This is a genomic window from Falsiroseomonas frigidaquae (genome assembly GCF_012163145.1).
GTDB lineage: Bacteria > Pseudomonadota > Alphaproteobacteria > Acetobacterales > Acetobacteraceae > Falsiroseomonas > Falsiroseomonas frigidaquae.
Genome location: NZ_JAAVTX010000003.1, coordinates 297031 through 321092, shown reverse-complemented (window position 1 = coordinate 321092; position 24062 = coordinate 297031). Strand labels below are relative to the sequence as shown.

Here is a 24062-nt window from a genome sequence, read left to right as displayed (position 1 = left end):
GGAAGGGTGCACTCCAGGATGAGTCTGGAAGTCAATAAGGTGTTCGCCGCGGTCCTGACCGCGGGGGTGGTCTTCATGGTCGCCGGCGTGGTCGGCGGTGCCATCGTGCACCCGCACAGGCTGGAGACCAGCGCGATCGCGGTGGCGACGCCGGAGCCGGCTGCCGCGCCGGCCGCGCCGGTCGAGGCGCAGCCGATCGGTCCGCTGCTGGCCGCCGCCAACCCGGATACCGGTCGCCAGATCGCGCAGCGCGCCTGCGCCTCCTGCCACAACTTCACGCAGGGCGGCCCGAATGGCGTCGGGCCGAACCTGTGGGGCGTGGTGAATGGGCCGCATGCGCATGTCGAGGGCTTCAACTACTCCGCGGCGATGCGCGCGAAGCATGACCAGCCCTGGGACTATGAGGCGCTGAACGCGTTCCTGACGCGTCCCTCCGCCGCCATCCCGGGCACCCGCATGGCCTATGCCGGCATGTCCAGCATCAACCAGCGCGCGGACCTCATCGCATTCCTCCGTTCCCTGGCCGCCGAGCCGGCGCCGCTGCCCTGAGCGACCGGACGTTGACGGAAAGCGCCTTCCTGGCGACGGCGGAAGCCGCCGCCGAGGCGGCGGGCGCCGTCATCCGCCCGCTGTTCCGCTCCGCCCTGCTGGTGGAAGCCAAGGGCGACGCCAGCCCGGTCACGGAAGCGGACCGGGCGGCGGAACGCGCCATCCGGGCGCTGCTGGCGGAACGCCACCCCGGACACGGCGTGATCGGTGAGGAATACGGCGACAGCAACCCGGACGCCGAATGGGTCTGGGTGCTCGACCCGATCGACGGCACCCGCGCCTTCGTCACCGGCCGCCCCCTGTTCGGCACGCTGATCGGCCTGCTGCACCGGGGCGTGCCCGTGCTCGGGCTGATCGACCAGCCGACCACCGGCGAACGCTGGATCGGCATCGCCGGCCAGCCCACCCGTTTCCGCTCCGGCTTCGGCGGCACCCCGCGCTGCCGCCCCTGCGGCCGCCTGGCGGAGGCGGAACTCTCCTGCACCTCCCCGGACATGTTCGACGCCGAGACCGCGCCGCGCTTCGCCGCCGTGAAGGCCGCCGCGCGCCGTACCACCTGGGGCGGTGATTGCTACGCCTATGGCCTGCTGGCGCTGGGCCTGGTGGATGCGGTGGTGGACGCCACCATGAAGCCCTGGGACTGGGCCGCGCTGGTGCCGGTGATCGAGGGTGCCGGCGGCACCTGCACCGATTGGGCCGGCCGGCCGCTGCGCCTGGATGGCGACGGCACCGTATTGGCGCTGGGCGATGCCGCGCTGCTGCCGGAGGCGACCGGCCTGCTGACCGGCTGAGCCGCGGTTGCGGTGGCGGGGGGGAACCCCCAAACTAGCAGCCATGCAGACCCATCCCATGCGCCGGCGCGACCTGCTGACCCTCTCCGCCGCCCTCGGCCTCGCGCCGGGCGCCCTGCATGCCGTGACGCCCGCCGGCGGCTCCGCCGCGCCCGGCCAGGCGATCCGCACCCATGCGTTGTCGCTGCTGGGGCAGCCCGCCCTGCCGGCGGATTTCACCCACTTCCCCTGGGTGAACCCGGACGCGCCGAAGGGCGGGGAGCTTGCGCTGACCGCGCTCGGCTCCTTCGACAGCTTCAACCAGTACATCCTGCGCGGCACCGCCGCCGTCGGGCTTCCGCTGATCTACGACACGCTGCTGGCCAATAGCCCGGATGAATCCAGCACCGAATACCCCTATCTCGCGCAATGGATCGACCTGCCCGCGGACCGCCTTTCGATCAGCTTCGACCTCAACCCCGCCGCGCGCTTCCATGATGGCCGCCCCGTTACCGCCGCCGATGTGATCTTCACCTTCAACGCGCTGCGCACCCATGGCCGGCCCTTCTTCCGGTCCTACTGGGGCGATGTGACGGAGGTGGTGGCCGAGTCGCCCCGCCGCGTGACCTTCCGCTTCCGCAGCAACGAGAACCGCGAGCTCGGCCTGATCCTCGGCCAGATGCCCGTCATGCCCGCGCATTGGTGGGAAGGCCGCGACTTCGCCCGGCCGCTGCTGGACCCGCCGCTCGGCTCCGGCCCCTATCGGCTGGAGCGCTTCGAAGCCGGGCGCAGCCTGGTCTACACAAGGGTGCAGGACTGGTGGGCCAAGGACATCCCCAGCCAGAAGGGCACGCAGAACTGGGACGTGCAGCGCTACGAATACTTCCGCGACACCACCGTCGCGCTGGAAGCCTTCAAGGCGGGCCAGATCGACTTCCGCACGGAAAACAGCGCGCGCGACTGGGCCACGGGCTACGACTTCCCCGCCATGCGCCGCGGCCTGGCGAAGCAGGATGAACTGCGCCACGAACTGCCTACCGGCATGCAGGCCTTCGCCGTGAACCTGCGCCGGCCGCTGTTCCAGGATGCCCGGGTGCGCCGCGCGCTGATCGAGCTGTTCGACTTCGAGTGGATGAACGCCAACCTGTTCTACGGCAGCTATACGCGCACGCAGAGCTACTTCTCCAACTCCGAACTGGCTTCGTCCGGCCTGCCGAGCGGCGCCGAACTCGCCGTGCTGGAGCCCTTCCGCGGCCGCGTGCCGGAGGAGGTTTTCACGACCGAATACAAGCTTCCCGTCACCGACGGCTCCGGCAACAACCGCGAAGGCCTCCGCACCGCGCTCCGGCTGCTGCAGGCCGCCGGCTGGCGGGTGCAGAACCGCCGCCTGGTCGGGCCGCAGGGCCAGCCCTTCGAATTCGAGATCCTGCTGCAGGGCGCCACCTTCGAGCGCATCGCCCTGCCCTATGTGCAGGCGCTGGAACGCATCGGCATGTCCGTCCGCGTCCGCACCGTGGACCCGGCACAGTACCAGACGCGGATGGACGCCTTCGACTACGACATGACCGTCGAGGTGATCCCCCAGTCCCTGTCCCCCGGCAACGAACAGCGCGACTTCTTCTCCTCCGCCAAGGCGCGGGAAAACGGCAGCCAGAACGTGGCCGGCATCAGCGACCCGGTGATCGACGAACTCGTCGAACTCGTCATCAATGCGCCGGACCGGGAGCAACTCGTCGCCCGCACCCGCGCGCTGGACCGCGTGCTGCTGTGGCACAACTTCATGATCCCCAACTGGCACAGCCGGACCTTCCGCATCGCCTTCTGGGACAAATTCGGCCGCCCCGAACGCAACCCGCGCTACGGCCTCGGCCTCGAAACCTGGTGGGTGGACCCGGCCAAGGACCGTGCGCTGAGCGACGCCCGGCGGACGCTGTAGTGGCCATGGGGGTGCTGCGCCTGTGGCCTGCAGGAGGGGCGCTGCCCCTCCTGCACCTCCCCGCCAGGGGCCTCGGGCCCCTGGACCGCGAGAGTCTTGAGCAGGAAAGGAGAGGGGCCGAAGCGACCATCGAACAGGCGCCTCCGCTGGCCCCTCTCCTTTCCTGCTCAAAGGTCATGGGTTCAAAGGGCCAAAGCCCTTTGCGGGTGGGGTGTGGGGAGGGCAGCGCCCTCCCCGCGGTCGCATAGCGCACCCCCATGGCCGCCTACATCTTCCGCAGGCTTCTGCTCGTGGTGCCGACCTTGCTTGGCATCATCCTCATCAATTTCGCCGTCGTGCAGTTCGCGCCGGGTGGGCCGGTGGAGCAGATGCTCGCCGAGTTGCGGGGCGAGGGGCAGACGCTGGGGCGTCTGACCGGGGAGGGGCAGGGTGAGACGCGGGCCCCGGGTGGTGCCGGAATGGGCGGAGGCGGGGGCGACGGGCCGGTTGGCACCTATCGCGGGGCGCGCGGGTTAGACCCGGCGATCGTGGCGGAGATCGAGCGGATCTTCGGCTTCGACAAGCCGGCGCATGTGCGCTTTGGCGAGATGATGTGGGGCTATCTCACCTTCGATTTCGGGCGGAGCCTGTTTCGCGACCAGCCGGTGGTGGATCTGGTGATCGAGAAGATGCCGGTGTCCATTTCGCTCGGGCTGTGGTCGACGCTGATCATCTATCTGGTGTCGATTCCGCTCGGTATCCGCAAGGCGGTGCAGGACGGCACGCGCTTCGATGTCTGGACCAGTGGCGTGGTGCTGGTGGGCTATGCGATTCCGGGCTTCCTGTTTGCCATCCTGCTGGTGGTGTTCTTCGCCGGCGGGTCCTTCCTGCAGTGGTTTCCGCTGCGGGGCCTGGCGAGTTCGGGCAGCGAGATGTGGCCCTTCTGGCAGCGGGCGCTGGACTATGCCTGGCACATGGCCTTGCCGACGCTGGCACTGGTGATCGGCGGCTTCGCGGGCCTGACCATGCTGACCAAGAATGCGTTCCTCGATGAGATCGGCAAGCAGTATGTCGTCACCGCCCGGGCCAAGGGCAATTCGGAAACCCGCATCCTGTATGGCCATGTGTTCCGCAATGCGATGCTGCTGATCATCGCGGGCTTCCCGGCCGCCTTCATCAGCATCCTGTTCACCGGCGCGCTGCTGGTGGAGATCGTCTTCAGCCTGGATGGGCTGGGCCTGCTGGGCTTCGAGGCGGCGATCCGGCGCGACTACCCGATCATGTTCGGCACGCTCTACATCTTCACGCTGATGGGGCTGATCCTGCAGATCATTGGCGACGTCATGTACACGGTGGTCGATCCGCGCATCGACTTCGAAGCACGCCGATGACCCCCATCACCCTACGCCGCATTGCGAACTTCAAGGCGAACCGGCGCGGCTACTGGTCGATGTGGATATTCCTGGTCCTGTTCGTCCTGACGCTGTTCGCGGAGCTGCTGGCGAACGACAAGCCGCTGGTGGCGCGGATCGATGACCGCTGGCTGTTTCCGGCGGTGGTCGGCGGCTATGCGGAAAGCGACGTGCTGCCGGATGGCCTGCCGATCACGATGGACTGGCACGACCCGTCGCTCCAGGCCGAGTTCGCGGAACGTGGCGGCTGGGCGGTCTGGCCGCTGGTGCCCTACCGGCATGATTCGGTGGTGCGCGATGTCGGCCAGCCATCCCCGGCGCCGCCCTCCACGCGCAACTGGCTGGGCACGGATGACCAGAGCCGGGACGTGCTGGCGCGGGTGATCTATGGCTTCCGGCTTTCGGTGCTGTTCGGCTTCTCACTGACCATCGTCAGCTCGATCGTCGGCATCGCGGCGGGGGCGGTGCAGGGGTATTACGGTGGCTGGGTCGATCTCGGCTTCCAGCGATTCATCGAGATCTGGTCGGGCATGCCGCAGCTTTACCTGCTGATCATCCTGGCCAGCGTGCTGGAGCCAAGCTTCTTCACCCTGCTGATCTTCCTTCTGCTGTTCTCCTGGATGAGCCTGACCGGCGTGGTGCGGGCGGAATTCCTGCGCGGGCGCAACCTGGATTACGTGCGGGCGGCGCGGGCGCTGGGGGTTTCCGACACGGCGCTGATGACGCGGCACATCCTGCCGAATGCCATGGTGGCGACGCTGACCTTCCTACCCTTCATCCTGTCGGGGTCCGTCACGGTGCTGGCCAGCCTGGATTTTCTCGGCTTCGGTCTGCCGCCGGGCTCGCCCTCGCTGGGCGAATTGGTGAACCAGGGCAAGAACAACCTGCAGGCGCCCTGGCTCGCGATGACGGGCTTCTTTGTGCTCGGCGGCATGCTGACGCTGCTGATCTTCGTGGGCGAGGCGGTGCGCGATGCCTTCGACCCGCGCAAGCTGCCGGGGGGCGGGACATGAGTGCGCCCTTGCTGGATGTGCAGGACCTCACCGTCGCCTTCGGCGCCAAGACGGTGGTGCATGGCGTGTCCTTCACCGCGGCGCGCGGGGAAACGGTGGCGCTGGTCGGCGAAAGCGGCAGCGGCAAATCCGTCACCGCCTTGTCCTGCCTGCGGCTGCTGGCCGGCGCGGGTCACAACCCGCAGGGCCGCATCACGCTGGACGGCACCGACGTGCTGACCGCGAAGGGGGAGGATCTGCGCCGGCTGCGCGGCGGCGTCGCCGGCATGGTGTTCCAGGAGCCGATGACCTCGCTCAACCCGCTGCACAGCGTGGGCCGCCAGGTGTCGGAGGCGGTGACGCTGCATCGCAACCTGGGTGGGGAGGCGCTGCGCCTGCGCGTGGTGGAATTGCTGACCCGCGCCGGCTTCCCGCAGGCGGAGGCGCGGCTGAATGCCTATCCGCACCAGCTCTCCGGTGGCCAGCGGCAGCGGGTGATGATCGCGGTGGCGCTGGCCAATGATCCGGCGCTGCTGATCGCGGATGAACCGACCACGGCGCTGGATGTGACGATCCAGGCGCAGATCCTGGAATTGCTGGCCGACCTCAAGCGGCGCCTGTCCATGGCCGTGCTGCTGATCACCCACGACCTGGCCATCGTTCGCCGCCATGCCGACCGCGTGGTGGTGATGCGGCATGGCGAGGCGGTGGAGGCCGGCACGGTGGCGGAGGTTTTTCGCAATCCGCAGCACGACTACACGAAGATGCTGCTGGCGACGGAACCCCGCGGCCGGCCGGACCCGGTGGCGGCCGACGCGAAGCTGCTGCTGCAGGGCGAACAGATAAAAGTCCATTTCCCGATCAAGCGCGGCATCCTGCGCCGCACGGTGGGGCTGGTGAAGGCGGTGGATGGCGTCACCGTCGCCATCCGGGAAGGTGAGACGGTGGGGCTGGTCGGCGAATCCGGCAGCGGCAAGACCACGCTCGGCCTGGCGCTGCTGAGGCTGGAGACCAGCGAGGGCCCGATCCACTTCGAGGGCGCGCCGATCCAATCCCTGTCCCGGTCCGCGCTGCGACCGCTGCGCCGGCGCATGCAGATCGTCTTCCAGGATCCCTATGGCAGCCTGTCGCCGCGCATGACGGTGGCGGAGATCGTCGGCGAGGGCCTGCGCGTGCATGAAAGCCTCTCGGCCGCGGAATCCGAAAGGCGCGTCGCTGCGGCGCTGGAGGAGGTGGGGCTGGATTCGACCATGCTCGCCCGCTACCCGCATGAATTCAGCGGCGGCCAGCGCCAGCGCATCGCCATCGCCCGCGCGCTGGTGCTGAAGCCGCGGCTGGTGGTGCTGGATGAGCCGACCAGCGCGCTGGATGTCTCGGTGCAGGCGCAGGTGGTGGATCTGCTGCGCGACCTGCAGGCACGGCATCGCCTGGCCTACCTGTTCATCTCCCACGACCTGCGCGTGGTCCGCGCGCTGGCCCACCGCATCATCGTGCTGAAGGATGGCCGCGTGGTGGAGGAAGGGGAGGCGCAGGCGGTTGTCGAGGCGCCGCAACAACCCTACACCCGCGCCCTGATGGCGGCGGCCTTCGACCTGACCACCGCCGGCAGCGAGGGCGCCGTAAGGACATGAGCGAGGCGGAGGATGCGGTGCTGCCGCCGCTGGAGCGGCTGCGCCTGCTGCTGGACGCGCAGCAGGTGAAGCTAGGCGTGCATATCCGCAAGATGAACTCGCCCGGCAGCCCGGTATACCGGCATGGCGAGAACATCTGGCCGGCGGCCGGCATCCTCGTCGCCTCCTTCGCCGGCACCGCGCTGATCCACTTCTATGTCGGCGCGGCGATCCTGGCGGTGGGCTGCTGGTGGTGGCTGGCGAAGGTGCAGCCGCGCATCCGCGACGGCGTCTTCGAACGCGCCAGCCATTGGGCGCTGCAATCGGAAGAGCATTTCGACGCGCTCTGGGCAAAGGGTGTGCTGACGCTGCATGCCGAATTGCCGGATGGGCGCAAATTCGCCGCGGCGCGGCGCGACGATTGGCGCGCTTTTGCCCGGCTGGTCTACCGTGAAACCAAGGGGAATGCGGCCTGATGGCTGTCCTGCTCTCGACCAAGCCGGCCGCGATGGCGATGTGGCGCGATGCGCTGCTGGCGGTGGATCCCTCGCTGGAGATCCGCATGTTCCCCGATGCCGGCGACCCGGCAGCGATCGAGGCCGCGGTGGTCTGGACTGCGCATGACATGGCGGAGCTACGGCGCTACCCGAATCTCCGCCTGATCGTCTCCATGGGCGCCGGAGTGGATCACCTGCTGCGCCCGCCCGGCCCGCCGCCCAGCATTCCGGTGGCCCGCCTGGTGGACCGCATGCTGACCACGCAGATGGGCGAGTGGGTGCTGCTGAACGTGCTGCGCTTCCACCGCCAGGATCTGGCCTATCGCGCCCAGCAGCAGGGCCGGGTGTGGGAGGAACTGCCGGCGCCGGTGACGGCGGAAACGCCCGTGGGCTTCCTCGGCCTGGGCGAACTCGGCACCCATGCGGCCGGGCTGCTGCGCGGCCTCGGCTTTCCGGTGCTCGGCTGGTCGCGCCGGCCGAAGCAGGTGGCAGGGGTGGAGACCTTCCACGGCGCCGATGGCCTGGCCGCGATGGCGGCGCGTGCGCGCATGCTGGTCTGCCTGCTGCCGCTGACGCCGGAGACGCGCGGCGTCATCGACGCCCGGCTGCTCGGCCTGTTGCCGCGCGGGGCCTTCGTCATCAACGGTGCCCGGGGCGGGCATGTGGTCGATGCCGATCTGCTGGCGGCGCTGGAGACTGGGCAGGTCGCGGCCGCGGCGCTCGACGTGTTCAGTCCGGAGCCATTGCCGGAGGCGCATCCCTACTGGGCGCATCCGCGCGTGGTGATGACGCCGCATGCTGCCAGCATCACCATTCCCGCGAGTGCCGCGCCACAGGTGGTGGAGAATCTCCGCCGTGCCCGTGCCGGTCAGCCCTTGCTGAACCTGGTCGATTTCAGCGCCGGCTACTGAACCGGCGAACACCCGTCGGCCCTCTGCGGGATTCCCTGCAGCTTCGGACTGCAGCCCGACCCGGGGCCTCGCTGCTGGCTCCAACGTCAGCCCGCCTGATGGCGGGCCAGACGTCAGCCCGCCTTGCGGGCTTCCTCGGGCACCACCGTCTCCCGCGCCGTCTGCTCCGCGGCCGTCATGATGCTCCGCATGTCGCGCAGGAAGCTCGCGCCCTTCAGGGTGCGCTGCACCAGGACGCTGCGGCGATCCATCGGGTCCACCTTGCGGCGCGCCAGGTCGAGCTCGCCGAGCCGGTCCAGCGCGCGCGTGATGGCGGGCTTGGAGACATTCAGCTCCGCCGCCAGCCCGCGCACCGTGTGCGGGCCGTCCGTCAGGTAGACGGTCAGGAAGACGCCGAGCTGTCGGGCGGACAGATCGGGTCCGTCACGCCGGACCAGCGCCACGACGGTGTCGCGGAGAATGCCGACGAGCTGATCTGAATTCGCTTGATTGGCCATATTGTCCATTCCTTCTTCGTCACGCTTGCGGCTGGCCTGGGTCGGTTTCACCGCGGCGCCGGCGCGGCTTCGGCCGCGCCTTCCTTTCGGCCCGCTTTGCGAAAGGTCCTGTCCCGACGTCCCCTTGTGAGAGCGCCGCGAGGCAGAAAGTTCCCGTTTCATCTCAAATTCGTTACCGTCCTGAGGGCTGACTTGAGGCAACCAACGCGGTGACGGCGCGTAACAAGGCGCGGGCAGATTGGATCTCCCCACCCTCGGGACGCCCAGGTCGCGTCTGGTCGTTCCAGGCATAGAGATCGAGATGCGCCCAGCGCACACCGCTTGGTATAAAATGTTGCAGAAACAAAGCGGCTACCACAGATCCTGCCATTGGCTTCGAACTGACGTTGTTCAGGTCCGCAACTGAACTGTCCAGCCAAGAAACGTAATTTTTCATCAGTGGTAATTGCCACACCGCATCGTGAACTGTTGTTCCTGCAGAGAGAATACTTTGTGCGAGCTCTGCATCGTCAGAGAACAACGCAGGCAGATCCGGTCCAAGCGCGACACGTGCGGCCCCGGTCAATGTCGCGGCGTCCAGCAGCAGGTCTGGCTTCTGTTCCCCGGCGAAGGCCAGCAGGTCCGCCAGCACCAGGCGGCCTTCCGCATCCGTATTGCCGATCTCGACGCTCAGCCCCTTGCGCGTGCGGATCACGTCCATCGGGCGGAATGCGGTGCCGGAGACGCTGTTCTCCACCGCACCCACGAGCAGCAGCAGGCGGATCGGCGTGCCGGCGCGCATCAGCATGTCGGCCAGCGCGATCATCGCGGCGGCGCCGCCCATGTCCTTCTTCATCCGCAGCATGCCTGCGGCCGGCTTCAGGTCCAGTCCGCCGGTGTCGAAGCACACGCCCTTGCCGCACAGGGCGATGAGCGGACCATCCGCCGCACCTTCCCAGCGCAGGATCGCGACATGCGGCGCGCGCGGGCTGCCCTGGCCCACGGCGGCGATGGCCGGAAAGCCCTGTTCCAGCGCGGCGCCGGAAATGTCCTCGAAGCCCGCGCCATGCGAGGCGGCCAGGCGGCGCACCGCCTCGGCCAGTTCGGCCGGGCCCAGGTGATTGGCGGGCTGGTTCACCAGGTCCCGCCCGGCCCAGATCGCCGCCGCCTGCTGTTGCGCCGCCTCCGTGCCCGCATCCGGCACCAGCCTTGCGGCGCGGCGCTGCGGCTTCGATTTGAGCCCGGCGAAGCGGTAGGCGCCGAGGCACCAGCCGAGCGTCGCCGCCTCCGCATCCGGCGCACCCTCGATGCGCCAGCTGGTATCTTCAGGCAGGGCGAAGGGCAGTGCGCCGAAGGCCCAGGGGCTGGCAGCGGCGGCCGCATCCTCGCCCAGCCCGAGCACGGCCCCGGCCAGGCCAGCCTCGCCCAGTTCCGCCTGGCCGGGCAGCAGGCGCAATTCCTGCGCCTTGGCGGTAAAGCCGCTGGCACGCAGCCAGGCGGCACTGGCCGGCGGCAGCCCCGCCAGCAGCGCCTCCAGCCCATCCGGCCGCACGGCCCGCAGGGGAAGCGTCGAATCCGTGGCGTGGGTCAGGCAGTCCATTGCAACAATTCCCGGGTCGGAAGGCAGAGAGGAGGGTCGCGCGTCGCGTCTGCAACGAGAACGCTAGCACGGTAACGAACGACAACCACAGGCTGTAATGGCGGCGGTTCTACCGCGTCCAGCCCGGGTGCGAGGTGCCGCTTCCGGCGCGGCGCGGCCGATGCTAGGGCCTCGGCCCATGCGGATCCTGCTGTGGTACTGGGGGCGGCGCGGTGGCGGCGCGCAATTCACGCTCGGGCTTGCCCAGGCGCTGGCCGCACGGCCCGGCGTCCAACTCAGCTTGTCGGTTTCGGCGCAGGGCGAATTACTGGATCGATTTCGTGTTTTGAGCGTTCCGATACACATCGTGGACACCTATCGCGATCTGACCGGTTTCGCCACCGGCCTGCTGCGCCTGCCTGCCCTGACGCAGCAGCTTGCCAGCGTGGCACGGCAGGCGGATGTCGTCGTCTCCGGCATGACCCATACATGGACGCCGCTGGTGGCGCCTTCGCTGGCCCGGTCGGGCGCGGCCTTCGTGCCGGTGGTGCATGATGCGACGCCGCATCCGGGCGATTTCGCCTGGGGCTGGAACTGGCGCCTGGGCCGGGAACTGCGCGCGGCGCGTGCGGCGGTGGCGCTGTCGGACCAGGTGGCGGCGGCGCTCGCTGCCCGCGCGCCGGCCCTGCCGCTGATCCGCATGCGGCTGCCCGCACTGCTTGGGGCTGCTCCGGCGGGGCCGGCGCCGGCGGGCCGGAAGGGCGAGCTGCGCCTGTTGTTCTTCGGCCGTTTGCGAACCTACAAGGGCCTCGACCTGCTGCGCGATGCCTTCCGCCTGCTGCACCAGGCGCATCCGGGTGCCAGTCTGCGCGTGGTCGGCGAAGGCGATGCGGAGGCCTGCGCCCCTGGCCTCGCCGCGCTGCCCGGCGTGCGGCTGGAGCGGCGCTGGGTGGCGGAGGATGAGATCCCCACCCTGCTCGCCGCCGCGGATGCCGTGGTGCTGCCATATCGGGAGGCCAGCCAGTCCGGCGTGGTGCCGCAGGCACTGGCGATGGGCGTGCCGGTGGTCGCCACGCCGGTCGGCGGCCTGGCGGAGCAGGTGCGGCCCGGTGCCGGCGGCGTGCTGGCGGAGGCCGTCTCAGCCCCGGCGCTGGCCGAGGCCCTGGCCGGGCTGATGGACCCCCTGCGCCTGGCGTCGCTGCGGCTGGAAGCCATGCGCGCCGGCGCGGCCGAATCGGATTGGGATGAAGCCGCCACGGCGCTGCTGGCAGGGCTGGCGCGGCTGCCCCGCTGAATTCAGTGCAGCAGGCCGGTGGCCCATTGCAGGATGCCCAGGGCGAAGATGGTGGCGCCGAGCCCATAGATGATCGGCGGCGGCACCGGCGCGAGCCGCAGCGACAGCAGCGCCAGCGTGCCGAACAGGGCGCGCCAAAAGCTCGCCCCCAGCAGCAGCAGCCCGAGGAAGGTGAAACCGGCGAACCAGACGGCCCGCATCGCCCGCAGCATTCGGCTCAATCCTCGTCAACGCAGCCAGGGCCCGTTTCTGGCGCATGGGCGCGGCGGGGACAAGCCGCGGCACCCGGCTTGATCGTCGGGAACGGTCATGCAACAAAAAGGGCGTAGGCGGGTCATCGCTGCAATTGGGCGTTGCGTGGCGTGCGCGGGGCGCTTCTGCTGTCCAGATCGCCCGAATCCTTCCGGCGCCGCCGGTCCGAAGCCCCTTCCGGCGCCGCCGGTCGAAGCCCAAGGGAAAATCCCATTTGAGCCACCCCGCTCTGCGCGCCCTGGCACGTTTCATCCCGCAGATCATGCGCCTCGAGGAAAGCCGCGATGCGGCCATCCGCGAACGCGACCTGGCGCAGCAGCAGGCGCATGCGGAGCAGCAGCAGGCGCTGTCCGCGCAGCAGCAGGCGGAATCAGCCCAGCGCATGCTGGACGAGGTGCTGCAGCGGCAACACGTAGACGGCAATGCCCGGGTCGAGCAGACGCTCGCCATGGTGCGCGCCGAATACACCGTGCTGCCGCGCTTCGGCTTCCACCAGCCGATCGACTACGAGCCGGACAGCCTGCCGCCGCATTTCGACCCGCCGGTGGTCGTGCCGGGCGAGGCCCTGCCGCTGCCCGCGCCGGCGGAACGCTTCGGCTACCCGGCCGACGATGCGGCGTATCTGCACATGGGCGCGCTGGATGCGGCGGTGGTGCGGGCGGCGATCGACCGCCATCTCGGCCCGCGGCAGGACCTGGCGCTGCTGGATTTCGGCTGTTCCTCCGGCCGCGTGCTGCGGCATTTCGACGCGGAGCGCAGTGCCCAGGGCTGGCGCCTGCATGGCGTGGACATCCAGGCCCGGCCGATCGAATGGCTGCGGCTGCATTTCCCGCAGGACTACCTGGTGACCACCGGCACGGTGCAGCCGCACCTGCCTTTCGAGGATAACAGCCTCGACGTGATCTACGGCTTCAGCGTCTTCACCCACATCAAGTATCTCTGGGATATGTGGCTGCTGGAATTGCGGCGCGTATTGAAGCCGGGCGGGCTGCTGGTGCAGACCATCCACACGGAGAATGCCTGGGCCTTCTACCACGGCCAGCGCGAGGAGGCCTGGGTGCGGCGGGCGCATTCGGCCCGCATGCTGGACCGGCCGGAGATGGATGCCGACTGGTTCCACCACGGCGACATCGCCGTCAGCCAGGCCTTCTGGAAGGCGGAGATCGCCCGCCGCAACTGGGGCCGCTACCTGGAGGTGCTGGAATTGCTGCCGCCGCAGCATGATCTCTCGTTCCAGGACGTGATGATCTGCCGCAAGCCGCTGCCCTTGGGCTGGTGATTCAGAACGGAAACGGCTCCGGCGGATCATTCGCGGCACCCGGCTGCACATCGAGTTCATGGATGCCGCCGACGCCGAAGCCGACCCACTGGCTGCCGGTCCAGGCATATTCATACTCGTTGCCGATGCCCCATTCGCTGGCCGATTGCCCGTTCTGGCCCCAGGACCGCGTCGGCAGCCAGCGGTCGCTGTTGCCGTCGTAGTAGTCGGTGATCCAAAGCGTGCCGTCGCGGATGTTGGTCGGGTTGGGGTGGTCCCACTTGGCATAGATCTCATAGTAGCCGTGCGCGCCCTGCAGACGGTCGCCGAGCTGGAAGCGCGCATAATCCTCGGCCAGCCAGCCGGCATAGAGATCGCCCGAATTGCTGTAGAAGGCCCAGGCGTAGTAGCCGTCCGGCCCGACGTCGAGCTGGTAGATGCCACCCTGGCCGAAATCATCCCATTCGACGCCGTCCCAGGCGTAGTCGTATTCCTGGCCCAGCCCCGCCTGCGTCACCGGCTGCCCGTTCTGCGACCAGTTGCGCGCCTGAAACCAGCGCTGCGACGGCCCATCGAGGTAATCCGTCACCCAGACCGCGCCTTCCGGTTGGCCGGAGGTATCCCAGGACCGGTCGTAGATGGTGTAGCTGCCGCGCGCGCCGGCGACCTGCTGGCCGATGGTGTAAAGGCCAGCATCGGCCACTACGAAGCCGACATACAGGTCGCCGGAGGTGGCGTGCTGGAAATACCAGGCAAAGCGCGCCGGCTGTTCCACGCTGGCCTTCACGGTGCCCGCCAGTCCGAAATCATCCCATTCGTCGCCGTCCCAGACGTAATCGAACTCCGAGCCCAGCCCGCCATAGCCGCTGGGCGCGCCGGCCAGCACATAGGCGGAATAGCTGGTGAGCTGCTGGTTGGCGCTGATGTCGTGGTAGCCGCCGGTGGTCCAGACGGTGCCATCCGCGATCACCTGGCCGCCCAGCGAGGATTCCGCGGTGACGGTGTAGGTGCCGCCCGGCCTCACCACCGTGTCGCCGACATCCATCGCGGTGCCGTGGCCGACCAGGCGGCCGAAGTAGCGGTCGCCATCCAGCATCTGGAAGGTCCAGTCGAACAGCACGTCCGGGATATGGTCCGCCTGTAGCGAGCCACCCTGGCCGACCTGCACCCAGGCGCTGCCGGTCCAGGCGCGGTCCAGCTCGCTGCCCAGCCCGGCATAGCCGGTCGGCGCCGCGCCGCCGCTTTCCAGCGAGAAGTCGGTGCGCGCCGCGCCGTCGTAGTAGCGCGTGGTCTGCACGGTGCCTTCCGCCCCGCCCTGCGCCTGGTCCTGGCCGAAGGCGACCTCCGTCAGGATGCGGTACAGCCCGTAGGCGGTGCGGAAGGTATCGCCTGCCGCCCAGTCCACGCTATCCGCCAGCAGGGTGCCGAACAGCATGTCGCCGCTGTCGGCGGTGAAGGACCAGGTGAACAGGCTGTCGGCCAGGTTGCCCGGGTCCGCCTGGTCGGCTCCGCCCAGGCCGAAGCTGTCCCAGCCGCTGCCGCTCCAGGCGGCATCCACCTCGCTGCCCAGTCCGGCGAGGCCGGCGGCGCTGGTCTCGCCCAGCCGGGTCAGCATCCAGGCGCCGGTGCGGTCGCGGTACCAGCCGACCGAGATCCAGCCTTCCTCCATGCCGAAATCGCCGAGATCCGTGCCCTGCGCGTCGGCGGCGACGATGGTGTAGGTGCCATGCGCGGTGCCGAGTGTGTTGCCGATGACGTAGCGGCTGGAATCCTCCACCAGCGTGCCGCCCCAGCTATCGCCGGTGGTGGCGCGGAAGGTCCAGGTGAAGATGCTGTCCGTCACCGTGGCGGCGGCGGCGGGAAGCGCCGGAAGGGTCATGCAGGGCTCCGCAGCCGGGGCTGGCCGGCGCGGGGCATTGTGCTGCGGGTGCGGTGAAGTGCCGGTTAATACCAGATCCCGGTGATCGTGACCGAGCACCGACTCAGTCGTGCCGCAGGCACGCCAAAAGGCGTGACGGCGCCGGCATCCGCCGGCTTGGCTACGCGCCACTTGGCGCGGCGGCAATTCGGCCGAGCGCCCGCCATCGGCGGGCGCAGGTTCCCATCAATGGGATTTGGCATAACCATGCCCCATGGAGACCGACCGGCTGAGGCAGGCGCGGGCGCCGCCGGTGCGCGGCCTCAGGCCAGCAGCCGGCTGATCCGCTCCAGCAGCGCCGAGGCGGTATAGGGCTTGCCGAGGAAGTTCACCCCCTCATCCAGCCTGCCATGGTGGATGATGGCGTTGCGGGTATAGCCGGTGGTGAACAGCACCAGCAGCCGCGGCCGCCGGGCCAGCGCCGCGGCGGCCAGTTCGCGGCCGTTCATCGGCCCGGCCAGCACCACGTCGGTGAACAGCAGCGTCACCTCGGGATGCGCGCTGAGCAGCGCCAGGGCGGAGGGGCCATCGCCCGCCGCGATGGTGCGGCAGCCGGCTTCCTCCAGCGCCGTCACGGCGAAGTCCCGCACCATCTCCTCATCCTCCACCACCAGCACCACGGCGCCGCGGCCGGTGTGGAGACCGGTGCCGGGCGCGGCGGGCTGCGCCTGCGTCCCCGCGGCGGCAGGCAGTTCCGCATCCCGCAGCCGCGGCAGGTACAGCTTCACCGTGCTGCCCTGGCCCGGCTCGCTGTAGATCGCCGCATGGCCGCCGGATTGCCGGGCGAAGCCATAGACCTGGCTGAGCCCGAGGCCGGTGCCCTTGCCCGTCGGCTTGGTGGTGAAGAAGGGCTCGAAGGCACGGGTCACCACCTCGGGCGACATGCCGGTGCCGGTGTCGGAGACGCAGATCAGCACATATTGGCCGGCATCCACATCCTCCCGCCCCGCCGCATAGGCCTCGTCCAGATATGCGTTGGCGGTCTCGATGGTCAGCTTGCCGCCGGCCGGCATGGCATCGCGCGCATTCACGGCCAGGTTCAGCAGCGAGGATTCGAGCTGGTTCGGGTCCGCATGCGCGCGCCATAGCCCGCCCGACAGCACGGTCTCGATCTCGATATCCTCCCCCAGCGTGCGTCGCAGCAGGTCGGACATGCCGGCGACCAGTCGGTTGGCGTCCACCGCCTCCGGCGCCAGCGGCTGCTGGCGGGAGAAGGCAAGCAGGCGCTGGGTCAGGATGGCGGCGCGGTTGGCCCCCTCCACGGCGTTGTCGATGCCGCGGCCGATGCGCTCCGTCGCCGGGGAATGTTCCTCCAGCTCTCCCAGCCGGCGCCGGGCCAACGCCAGATTGCCGAGCACGACGGTCAGCAGGTTGTTGAAGTCATGCGCCACACCGCCGGTCAGCCGGCCCACCGCCTCCATCTTCTGCGACTGGCGGAGCTGGGCTTCGGCCCTTTCGCGGCCGGTGGCGGCGGCGATCAGCCTTGCATTGGTTTCCGCCAGGTCCCGGGTGCGTTCGCCTACCCGCGTTTCCAGCGCATCGTTCAGCCGGCGCAGGTCCTCCTCCCGCCGCCGGATGGTGCGGGAGGCTTCGGCCAGCGCCGCGCCGGATTCCGCGACCTCCCGGATGCTGGTTTGCACCGGCTCGACCGGCTCCCCCCGTCCCAGCGCCGCGGCCTGCGCGGCCAGGCGGCGCAGCGGGTCCGCGATGCGGTTGCCGAGGACCAGCGCCAGCATCACCGACAGGGCCGCCAGTGCCAGGCCGACGCCGCCGAGCAGCAGCAGCGTGCGGTGCAACGGCGCGTTCAGCGTGGCCAGCGGTACGCCCACCGCGATGCGCCAATCGGCCAGCGCGGTCTTGGCGTAGCTGCCGAGCACCGGCATGCCATCCGCGGTGAAGCCGTGCCAATTGCCCTCCCAGCCCGTCGCATTCTGGCGCAGGTCATCGGTGGCCGGCTGGCCGACGAATTCCTCATGCCGGCGGTTGCGCGCCAGGATGCGGCCCGCGCCATCCACCACCGCGAGGGTCCAGCCCTCCGGCGCCTGGCGATCCTCCAGCACCTGGCGGATGCGCTGTGCCGGGGCGCTCAGGCTGAGGAAGGCGAGGCCGGTCTCGCCGGGCAGCGGGACCTCGACCGGCACCTCCACCGCGAACATCGGCACCCGGTAGACCATGCCCTGGAACAGGTTCGTCACCGCCAGCCGGCCGCCCGGCTGGGGCGGTGGCAGGGGGGAGGTCCCGGGCGGCAGCTGGCCGGGTGCCAGCCAGGCGTTCAGGCGCTGCCGGCCGGTGGCATCGCGCAAAACCGTCGCCACGCCGAGGCGCAGCCGCAGCTCGATCGCCTGCCGGTGGAATCCTTCGAGGTCGCCCGCGCGGAGCTGCGGCGACAGGGCCAGCAGGTTGAGCGTGGCGGCCATGCCTGTCAGCTCCCGGTCCACGGCCAGCGCCACGGCACGGGCGGTATTCAGGGCCTCGTCCGACAGCCGGCTGCGCTGGGCATCGGCGAAGCGATTGGACAGGGTGGCGACGAAGACCAGGATGGGCAGCGCCAGCGCCGCCGCGAACAGCGCCAGATGCCTCCGGACCGGACGACTCACCGGACGGCCGGCCGCAGGACGGGCTTCATTCGTCTGGTCCGTCTCGGGCGGGCGCGGCGCGGCTGTATCCAACAAGCGGGCTCCGGGATGGAACGGGCGGCGGCGGCGGCGGCGCCGGGCGGGCCAGGGCGATGCCCTGGCCGGCGCGAAACCTTCCCATGCCTTCTGACCGCCTGCGCCGCAAGGCCCCATGATTCCGTGCAGGCCCGGCGCGGCAGGCCCACACCGCACGCCAAGCATGCCAACATCCGTCGAGCACAGGATGGAGGCTGGCTTGGAGACGCTGGTCCTCGAGCCAAGGATGGATAAGGGGATTCCGCAGGCGGCCTGCGGGGCGGCTGCTTCGTGGAGGTGCAGGATGGCCGCATCGCGGACGTGGTGACGCAGCGTCCGTCCCTGGACGCGCCGCGCATCACTTTGTCGGACGGGCTGCTGCTGCACGGCTTCGTCAATCTTCACAATCACGCCTTCAGCGCCCCGCTGTTCCGCGGCCTGGCGGATGACATCGCCGAGGGCGAGCTGCCGGGACATCGTCTATTCCCTGCTGATGCCGATGGGCGGCATCGCCGCGGAGGTGCTGGACGAAGACGCGATCGGCGATGTCGCCGAGATGGCGCTGCTGGAGACGATGAAGGGCGGCTCCACCACCATCATGGATGTGTGGCGGCTGCAGCACCCCGCGGGCATCGCGGCCGGGCGGGCGTAGTGCACGACCTGCGGCCCGCCCGCTCGGCGGGCCGGGCGGCCGAATGACCGCCGCCGCTTGTGCGGCGGCGCCGGCGCCTGAGGTCGATATCAAAGGATCTTGCGATCTTCCGGCAGGAAGCGGTCGGTGTAGGTGAAGTCCATGCTCGGCGGGGCAGAGATGCCGAAGGCCTCCGCAACCTGGCGGGCGGAGGTCTCGAAGCGGTCCTTCACCACGCTCGACACGCCTTGGGCCCGCACATGCGGCGTCAGCAGCGCCACCTCGTTCAGCAGCTCATTGCGCGCGATCTCGACCGCCGTGTCGATCAGCGGCTCGCGCCGCTTCAGGGATTCCATGGCGGCGGCGGGTTCCGCCAGCATGGCGCGCAGGCCGCGGATGGTGGCCTTGATGAAGCCGCGCACGACATCCGGGTTCTGCTCCGCGAAGGCCTTCCGGACCACTAGGCCCGAGGAATAAAGCTGCACGCCCCACTGGTTGTACTGCAGCCAGCCGATGTCGCGCAGCGGGATGCCGGTGCCCACCATGTTCAGCGCCGTGGTGGTCAGGAAGCCCAGCGTCGCATCGGCGCGGCGCTGCACCACCATGGTGTCGCGCAGCTGCGCCGTGACCGACAGCAGGTTGATCTTCGACACGTCGAGCTGGTTGGCGCGGGCGAAGATCGGGAACAACAGATGCGTGCCCTCGCCCGGGGAGACGGAGACGGTCCGCCCCTCCAGATCCTTGGGCCTGGTGATGCCGGAGGATTTCAGGAAAATCGCCGCATTCGGCGAGGCATCGTACAGCACGAAGACGGAGGTGACCTGGCTGCCCGGATTCTCGGTGTTGAACTTCAGTGCCAGGTTGGTGTCGGCGAAGCCGATGTCATAGGTGCCGGCGGCGACCTTGGTCAGCGTATCGCCGGAGCCGAAGCCGCGGTCGATCTGCACATCGAGGCCCGCTTCTGCGAAGAAGCCGCGATCCGCCGCCAGCGTCCAGGCCGAATGGGCGGATTGCCAAGCCCAGTCGAGGCAGAACTTCACCGGCCGTCGCGCACCCTGCGCCAGAGCGGGAGCGGCCAGGCTGGGCAGCAACAGGGCAGTTGTCAGGACATTCCGGCGAGTGACTGCGTGCATCTTGGGCAACCTCCGGTCGGGGACCGCGCGGCGCGCGGCGCGCCGCAGGTTCAGCAAGCCCCGTGCCGTGGCGCCGCCGCGTCAGACCCCCAGCGGCGGCAGCGTCGTGGTGGTGCCGCCGTTGCGCTTCGTCCAGCCTGACATGTCGATGACGAACATGCGCTGGGGCTCCACCAGCCGGTGCGTCGCGCGCTTGCCCTCCAGCACCCATTCCACATAGCCGGGCCGCGGGAAACGCCGCCGCCGCGCCATCTGCCGCTGCACATCCACCATCGCGGTCGGCGGCGCCCAGACGATCTCCATGCCCCGGTGCCGCAGGCGCCGGTACACATGCAGATGCCCGCAGGCGATCACCTTCACCCCGCCGGCCGCGCAGGCATCCAGCAGCGCCGCGCGCGGCGCCGGCAGGATGACGGAGGTGCTGAACGCCGTATCCGCCGCATCCGCATCGAAGGGCGGCATGTGGATGAAGACCATCACAGGCCGCCCATCCCGCCCGGCCAGCGCCTGCGCCAGGAAATCCGCCTGCGCCGCCTCCTCCGCCAGGCCGCTGCCCATCAATGCGGTGTCGAGGCCCACCAGCCGCCATTCGCCGAGATCCTGCACCCACCAGCTCGGCCCCACATGGCGGTGCCAGGCCGCCAGCCGCGCCGCATCCACCGGCTGGTCCAGGCGCGAGAAGGGCGGCGCCTCCCCCACATCATGGTTGCCGGCAATGGCGCGCCAGGGCAGCCCCAGTCGCGCCAACTCCGCCGCACCGAAGCCGATGTCGCCCTCCGCCACCGGGCCGTTGAAGGTCAGGTCGCCGCCATGCACCAGGAAATCCGGGGGTGACTCCGCCATGGCGTCACGGAAGGCCGCCCAGTTATGGGCGAAGTAGCCGTGGGTGGCGGACAGATGCGTGTCCGTCACATGCACCAGCCGGATGGGCGGCATGCCTTGCAGATCCTCGTCCGAATCGAGGCCGCATCCTGCGGCGGGCGGGCTGCGCGGCGATGACGGTTTGGCGTCAGCTGCGCGACGTCATCGCCGCGACGCCAAACCGTCGCCGCACCATCATCGAGTTTTGGCAGGTTCCGCCGCGAAACCCCGGAGGAGTCCCCGGCCATGATGCTTCCCCGCCGCAGCCTGATCGGCGCCGGCCTGATGACGACGGGCCTCGCGCTGCCCGCCATCATCCAGAACCGCCCTGCCGCCGCACAGCCCGCTTCCCCCGGCACCCGCCCGTTGCTCACCATCGGCGTGGCGGAAGTGCCGCCGACGCTGGAGCCGGCGCGCGAACTCTCCAACGTCGGAACCCGCGTCACCTACTCGATCTTCGATACGCTGATCCGCCGCGACTTCCTCGGCAGCCCGGATGGCGGCGGCTCCACCCTCAAGCCGCATCTGGCGACCAGCTGGGAACGCGAAAGCCCGTCCTCCCTGGTGCTGCAGCTCCGCCCCGGCGTGCGCTTCCACAATGGCGACCTGCTGACGGCGGAGGATGTCGTCTACACCTTCACCTCCCAGCGCATGTTCGGCCCGGACGCGCTGATGCGGGAGGCGCGGTCCTACTTCGCCACCCTCGCCGGCGTCGAAGCCGTGGGCGAGAACGCCGTGCGCTTCACCACCCGCGTGCCGGACGTTCTGCTGGAACAGCGCCTGGCGAGCTGGTGCGCCTGGATCGTCAACAAGCGCGCCTATGAGGAACTCGGCTTCGAGGGCTTCTCCCGCGCCCCGATCGGCACCGGCCCCTACAAGGTGCGCGAACTGCAGACCGACCAGCGCATCACGCTGGATGCCTTTGACGACTACTGGATGGGCCGCCCCACCGCGCGCGGCGTGGTGTTCCGCCAGATCCCGGAACTCGCCGCCCGCGTCGCCGCGCTGCAGGCCGGCGACGTGGACCTCATCACCAACGTGCCGCCCGACCAGATCGGCGCGCTGCGCCGCGCCGAAGGCATCGTGGTGCGCGACGTGGTGCTCGCCAACTCCCACGTCCTGACCTTCGACGAACGCGGCCCCGGCATGGGCGACAAGCGCGTGCGCCAGGCACTCGGCCTGGCACTCGACCGCCAGCTGCTGGTGGACACGCTGTGGGACGGCAAGGCCGTGGTGCCGCCGGGCCACAACTACCCGGAATACGGCCCGATGTTCCTGGAAGGCCGCAGCCTGCGCCACGACCCGGCCGGCGCACGCCGCCTGCTGCGTGAAGCCGGCTACGGCGGGCAGGAAATCATCTACCGCACCATGCCGAACTACTACACCAACGCACTCCGCGCCGCGCAGGTCGCCATCGAGATGTGGCGCGAAGTGGGCGTCAACGCCAAGCTCCAGGTGGTGGAGAACTTCGCGCAGATGCGCGCCGCCGGCCAGCAGATCGGCAACAACTCAAACTCCACCCGCCTGCCGGACCCGCTCGGCGCACTCTGGATCTCCTGGGGGCCGTCCAGCTACTTCCAGGTCAGCGGCGCCTTCCGCAGCACCGAAACCTTCAACGCCGCCGGCCGCGCTCTGGAAGCCGAAACCGACCCGGCCAAGCGCAAGGCGCTGTTCAAGACCATGCTCGACGCCTGGGAAGACGCCGCCCCCGGCACCGTGCTGTACCAACCCGCCGAATTCTACGCGATGCGCCGCAACATCGACTGGCGCCCCTACACCTTCTACTTCATGGACCTCCGCCCCGATAACCTGCGCTTCACGTGACGGCGGGGCGATTGCGGGGCTGACCTGGGGCAGTTGCGCTGGTTGTTCGCGGGAGGGGCGCTGCCCCTCCTGCACCTCCCCGCAAAGGGCTTTGGCCCTTTGAACCCACGAATATGAGCAGGAATGGAGAGGGGGCCGGAGCGACCGCGTGTTCAGCGGAACAGCTGGCCCCCTCCGCTTCTCCGCTTAAAGGCCTCGCGGTCCAGGGGCCCGAGGCCCCTGGCAGGGGGTGCAGGGGGACAGCGTCCCCCTGCAATCACCAGCGTAAGACTGCCCCTGTCAGACCCCCACCCGTTCCGCCGCCCCGCGCAGGAAGCCGCCGAGGGCGCGGTGGAAGACGGGTTCGTCGAGCAGGAAGGCGTCGTGGCCTTTGTCGGTCGAGATTTCGATGAAGGAGGTATTGGCCGCGGCGGCGTTCAGGGCGCGGACCAGGGCGCGGGATTCCTCGGTGGGGAACAGCCAGTCGCTGCTGAAGGAGGCGACGAGGAATCGGGTGGTGGTGTTGCGGAAGGCGGCCGGCAGGTCGCCGCCGTGTTCGGAGGCCATGTCGAAATAGTCCATGGCGCGGGTGATGGTCAGGTAGCTGTTGGCGTCGAAGCGGGTGACGAAGGTGCTGCCCTGGTAGCGCAGGTAGCTTTCCACCTCGAACACGTCTTCCAGGAAGGTCAGCGCGGAGGCGCCGCGCAGCCGGCGGCCGAATTTCCGGCCGAGGGCGGCTTCGGAGAGGTAGGTGATGTGCGCCACCATGCGGGCGACCGACAGCCCCTTGGCCGGGATGCGCCCGTCTTCCCAGTAGCGGCCGCCCATCCAGTCCGGGTCGCCATGGATGGCGGCGCGGCCGACCTCGTGGAAGGCGATGTTCTGCGCGGAGTGGTAGGCGGCGCAGGCGATGGGCGCGGCGGCGGCGACCATCTCCGGGTAGGTCGCGGCCCATTCCAGCACCTGCATGCCGCCCATGGACCCGCCGACCACGGCCAGCAGCCGGGCGATGCCGAAATGGTCCACCAGCAGCTTCTGGGAGCGCACCATGTCGCGGATGGTGATGGAGGGGAAATCCGTGCCGTAGGGGCGGCTGGCGCCAGGCGTCGGCTCCGCCTGTGGCGGCATGAGCTCGGCGGGGCCGGAGGAGCCCATGCAGCCGCCCAGGACGTTGGCGCAGATGACGAAGTAGCGGTCGGTATCAACCGCCTTGCCGGGGCCGACCACGGCTTCCCACCAGCCGGGCTTGCCGGTGATGGGGTGGGGTTCGGCGACGTATTGGTCCCCGGTCAGCGCGTGGCAGACCAGCACGGCGTTGCTGCGCTGGGCGTTCAGCTTGCCATAGGTGCGGTAGGCGACCGTGACCGGCGCGATGACGGCGCCGGAATCCAGGGCCAGCCCGGCGGGAAAGACGACCCGCTGGTGGTCGATCTGCGGCGTCTGGCTGGGCGGCGTCTGGCTTTGGGGGGTCTGGGCGAGGGCCTCGGTCATGGATCCCGGGGGGTTTAGTCGCAGGGCAGAAATAGGCTCGGTGGCCCCCGGGGGCAACC

General features: G+C 69.6%; 20 protein-coding genes. 12 read left to right on the top strand and 8 right to left on the bottom strand.

Features of this window, described 5'->3' with window-relative positions; all coding sequences use genetic code 11:
• The first annotated feature begins 18 nt into the window (after positions 1 to 18).
• From HB662_RS10495 to HB662_RS10460, 8 genes are all read left to right on the top strand, one after another.
• Entirely contained in the window at positions 19 to 549 is a 531-nt protein-coding gene (locus HB662_RS10495; protein ID WP_168049678.1) for a c-type cytochrome, read from the top strand.
• Positions 550 to 560: 11 nt separating this feature from the next.
• The gene (gene hisN, locus HB662_RS10490) at positions 561 to 1340 is read left to right on the top strand and encodes a histidinol-phosphatase (protein ID WP_245185571.1); all 780 of its coding nucleotides are present in this window, start codon (positions 561 to 563) and stop codon (positions 1338 to 1340) included.
• Between the two features lie 43 nt (positions 1341 to 1383).
• Positions 1384 to 3255 (top strand): extracellular solute-binding protein, encoded by a 1872-nt coding sequence (locus HB662_RS10485; protein ID WP_245185570.1) that lies wholly within the window; start codon positions 1384 to 1386, stop codon positions 3253 to 3255.
• 257 nt (positions 3256 to 3512) lie between these two features.
• Complete coding sequence (locus HB662_RS10480; protein ID WP_168049677.1) at positions 3513 to 4625, top strand: microcin C ABC transporter permease YejB; 1113 nt, start codon at positions 3513 to 3515, stop codon at positions 4623 to 4625.
• A complete protein-coding gene (locus HB662_RS10475; protein ID WP_168049676.1) occupies positions 4622 to 5659 on the top strand; it encodes an ABC transporter permease in 1038 nt (345 codons plus the stop codon). The genes HB662_RS10480 and HB662_RS10475 overlap by 4 nt, the downstream gene beginning before the upstream one ends.
• The gene (locus tag HB662_RS10470; RefSeq protein WP_168049675.1) at positions 5656 to 7269 is read left to right on the top strand and encodes an ABC transporter ATP-binding protein; all 1614 of its coding nucleotides are present in this window, start codon (positions 5656 to 5658) and stop codon (positions 7267 to 7269) included. Before HB662_RS10475 ends, HB662_RS10470 begins: the two co-directional genes overlap by 4 nt.
• On the top strand, positions 7266 to 7724 hold the full coding sequence (locus tag HB662_RS10465) for a hypothetical protein (RefSeq protein ID WP_245185569.1): 459 nt from the start codon (positions 7266 to 7268) through the stop codon (positions 7722 to 7724). The genes HB662_RS10470 and HB662_RS10465 overlap by 4 nt, the downstream gene beginning before the upstream one ends.
• A complete protein-coding gene (locus HB662_RS10460) occupies positions 7724 to 8656 on the top strand; it encodes a 2-hydroxyacid dehydrogenase (RefSeq protein WP_168049674.1) in 933 nt (310 codons plus the stop codon). The genes HB662_RS10465 and HB662_RS10460 overlap by 1 nt, the downstream gene beginning before the upstream one ends.
• 113 nt (positions 8657 to 8769) lie before the next feature.
• Here HB662_RS10460 and HB662_RS10455 read toward each other — a convergent pair whose 3' ends face one another.
• Entirely contained in the window at positions 8770 to 9153 is a 384-nt protein-coding gene (locus tag HB662_RS10455) for a MarR family winged helix-turn-helix transcriptional regulator (protein WP_168049673.1), read from the bottom strand.
• A gap of 172 nt (positions 9154 to 9325) precedes the next feature.
• A complete protein-coding gene (locus HB662_RS10450; protein ID WP_168049672.1) occupies positions 9326 to 10732 on the bottom strand; it encodes a leucyl aminopeptidase family protein in 1407 nt (468 codons plus the stop codon).
• Between the two features lie 160 nt (positions 10733 to 10892).
• Here HB662_RS10450 and HB662_RS10445 point away from each other — a divergent pair, with 160 nt between their 5' ends.
• Entirely contained in the window at positions 10893 to 12005 is a 1113-nt protein-coding gene (locus tag HB662_RS10445) for a glycosyltransferase family 4 protein (protein WP_342449484.1), read from the top strand.
• Positions 12006 to 12007: 2 nt separating this feature from the next.
• Here HB662_RS10445 and HB662_RS10440 read toward each other — a convergent pair whose 3' ends face one another.
• Complete coding sequence (locus HB662_RS10440) at positions 12008 to 12217, bottom strand: hypothetical protein (protein ID WP_168049670.1); 210 nt, start codon at positions 12215 to 12217, stop codon at positions 12008 to 12010.
• A 254-nt stretch (positions 12218 to 12471) separates the two neighbouring features.
• Here HB662_RS10440 and HB662_RS10435 point away from each other — a divergent pair, with 254 nt between their 5' ends.
• A complete protein-coding gene (locus tag HB662_RS10435) occupies positions 12472 to 13536 on the top strand; it encodes a class I SAM-dependent methyltransferase (protein ID WP_168049669.1) in 1065 nt (354 codons plus the stop codon).
• Position 13537: 1 nt separating this feature from the next.
• Here the strand turns inward: HB662_RS10435 and HB662_RS10430 are convergent, their stop codons facing one another.
• Both HB662_RS10430 and HB662_RS29930 read right to left on the bottom strand, forming a co-directional pair.
• The gene (locus HB662_RS10430; RefSeq protein WP_168049668.1) at positions 13538 to 15394 is read right to left on the bottom strand and encodes a hypothetical protein; all 1857 of its coding nucleotides are present in this window, start codon (positions 15392 to 15394) and stop codon (positions 13538 to 13540) included.
• Between the two features lie 302 nt (positions 15395 to 15696).
• On the bottom strand, positions 15697 to 18030 hold the full coding sequence (locus tag HB662_RS29930) for a hybrid sensor histidine kinase/response regulator (RefSeq protein WP_209443219.1): 2334 nt from the start codon (positions 18028 to 18030) through the stop codon (positions 15697 to 15699).
• A gap of 499 nt (positions 18031 to 18529) precedes the next feature.
• Between HB662_RS29930 and HB662_RS10420 the strand changes: the two genes are divergently transcribed.
• Positions 18530 to 18736, top strand: coding sequence for a hypothetical protein (locus HB662_RS10420; protein WP_168049667.1), 207 nt, complete (start codon positions 18530 to 18532; stop codon positions 18734 to 18736).
• Between the two features lie 89 nt (positions 18737 to 18825).
• On the opposite strand, the gene HB662_RS10415 is transcribed toward HB662_RS10420, so the two are convergent.
• Positions 18826 to 19848 carry an ABC transporter substrate-binding protein gene (locus tag HB662_RS10415; RefSeq protein ID WP_168049666.1) on the bottom strand — a complete coding sequence of 341 codons (1023 nt, stop codon included), beginning with the start codon at positions 19846 to 19848 and terminating at the stop codon, positions 18826 to 18828.
• Between the two features lie 81 nt (positions 19849 to 19929).
• Positions 19930 to 20784 (bottom strand): metallophosphoesterase family protein, encoded by an 855-nt coding sequence (locus HB662_RS10410; protein WP_168049665.1) that lies wholly within the window; start codon positions 20782 to 20784, stop codon positions 19930 to 19932.
• A gap of 171 nt (positions 20785 to 20955) precedes the next feature.
• Here HB662_RS10410 and HB662_RS10405 point away from each other — a divergent pair, with 171 nt between their 5' ends.
• Positions 20956 to 22533 (top strand): ABC transporter substrate-binding protein, encoded by a 1578-nt coding sequence (locus HB662_RS10405; protein WP_168049664.1) that lies wholly within the window; start codon positions 20956 to 20958, stop codon positions 22531 to 22533.
• A gap of 279 nt (positions 22534 to 22812) precedes the next feature.
• Here HB662_RS10405 and metX read toward each other — a convergent pair whose 3' ends face one another.
• Positions 22813 to 24003 (bottom strand): homoserine O-acetyltransferase MetX, encoded by a 1191-nt coding sequence (gene metX, locus HB662_RS10400; protein WP_168049663.1) that lies wholly within the window; start codon positions 24001 to 24003, stop codon positions 22813 to 22815.
• Positions 24004 to 24062 lie beyond the last annotated feature (59 nt).

Coding starts and splice junctions, on each gene's coding strand:
- HB662_RS10495 (WP_168049678.1), top strand. CDS start 19: ATGAGTCTGGAAGTCAATAAGGTGTTCGCCGCGGTCCTGACCGCGGGG.
- HB662_RS10485 (WP_245185570.1), top strand. CDS start 1,384: ATGCAGACCCATCCCATGCGCCGGCGCGACCTGCTGACCCTCTCCGCC.
- HB662_RS10480 (WP_168049677.1), top strand. CDS start 3,513: ATGGCCGCCTACATCTTCCGCAGGCTTCTGCTCGTGGTGCCGACCTTG.
- HB662_RS10475 (WP_168049676.1), top strand. CDS start 4,622: ATGACCCCCATCACCCTACGCCGCATTGCGAACTTCAAGGCGAACCGG.
- HB662_RS10470 (WP_168049675.1), top strand. CDS start 5,656: ATGAGTGCGCCCTTGCTGGATGTGCAGGACCTCACCGTCGCCTTCGGC.
- HB662_RS10465 (WP_245185569.1), top strand. CDS start 7,266: ATGAGCGAGGCGGAGGATGCGGTGCTGCCGCCGCTGGAGCGGCTGCGC.
- HB662_RS10460 (WP_168049674.1), top strand. CDS start 7,724: ATGGCTGTCCTGCTCTCGACCAAGCCGGCCGCGATGGCGATGTGGCGC.
- HB662_RS10455 (WP_168049673.1), bottom strand. CDS start 9,153: ATGGCCAATCAAGCGAATTCAGATCAGCTCGTCGGCATTCTCCGCGAC.
- HB662_RS10450 (WP_168049672.1), bottom strand. CDS start 10,732: ATGGACTGCCTGACCCACGCCACGGATTCGACGCTTCCCCTGCGGGCC.
- HB662_RS10445 (WP_342449484.1), top strand. CDS start 10,893: ATGCTAGGGCCTCGGCCCATGCGGATCCTGCTGTGGTACTGGGGGCGG.
- HB662_RS10440 (WP_168049670.1), bottom strand. CDS start 12,217: ATGCTGCGGGCGATGCGGGCCGTCTGGTTCGCCGGTTTCACCTTCCTC.
- HB662_RS10430 (WP_168049668.1), bottom strand. CDS start 15,394: ATGACCCTTCCGGCGCTTCCCGCCGCCGCCGCCACGGTGACGGACAGC.
- HB662_RS10420 (WP_168049667.1), top strand. CDS start 18,530: ATGACATCGCCGAGGGCGAGCTGCCGGGACATCGTCTATTCCCTGCTG.
- HB662_RS10415 (WP_168049666.1), bottom strand. CDS start 19,848: ATGCACGCAGTCACTCGCCGGAATGTCCTGACAACTGCCCTGTTGCTG.
- HB662_RS10410 (WP_168049665.1), bottom strand. CDS start 20,784: ATGCCGCCCATCCGGCTGGTGCATGTGACGGACACGCATCTGTCCGCC.
- HB662_RS10405 (WP_168049664.1), top strand. CDS start 20,956: ATGATGCTTCCCCGCCGCAGCCTGATCGGCGCCGGCCTGATGACGACG.
- metX (WP_168049663.1), bottom strand. CDS start 24,003: ATGACCGAGGCCCTCGCCCAGACCCCCCAAAGCCAGACGCCGCCCAGC.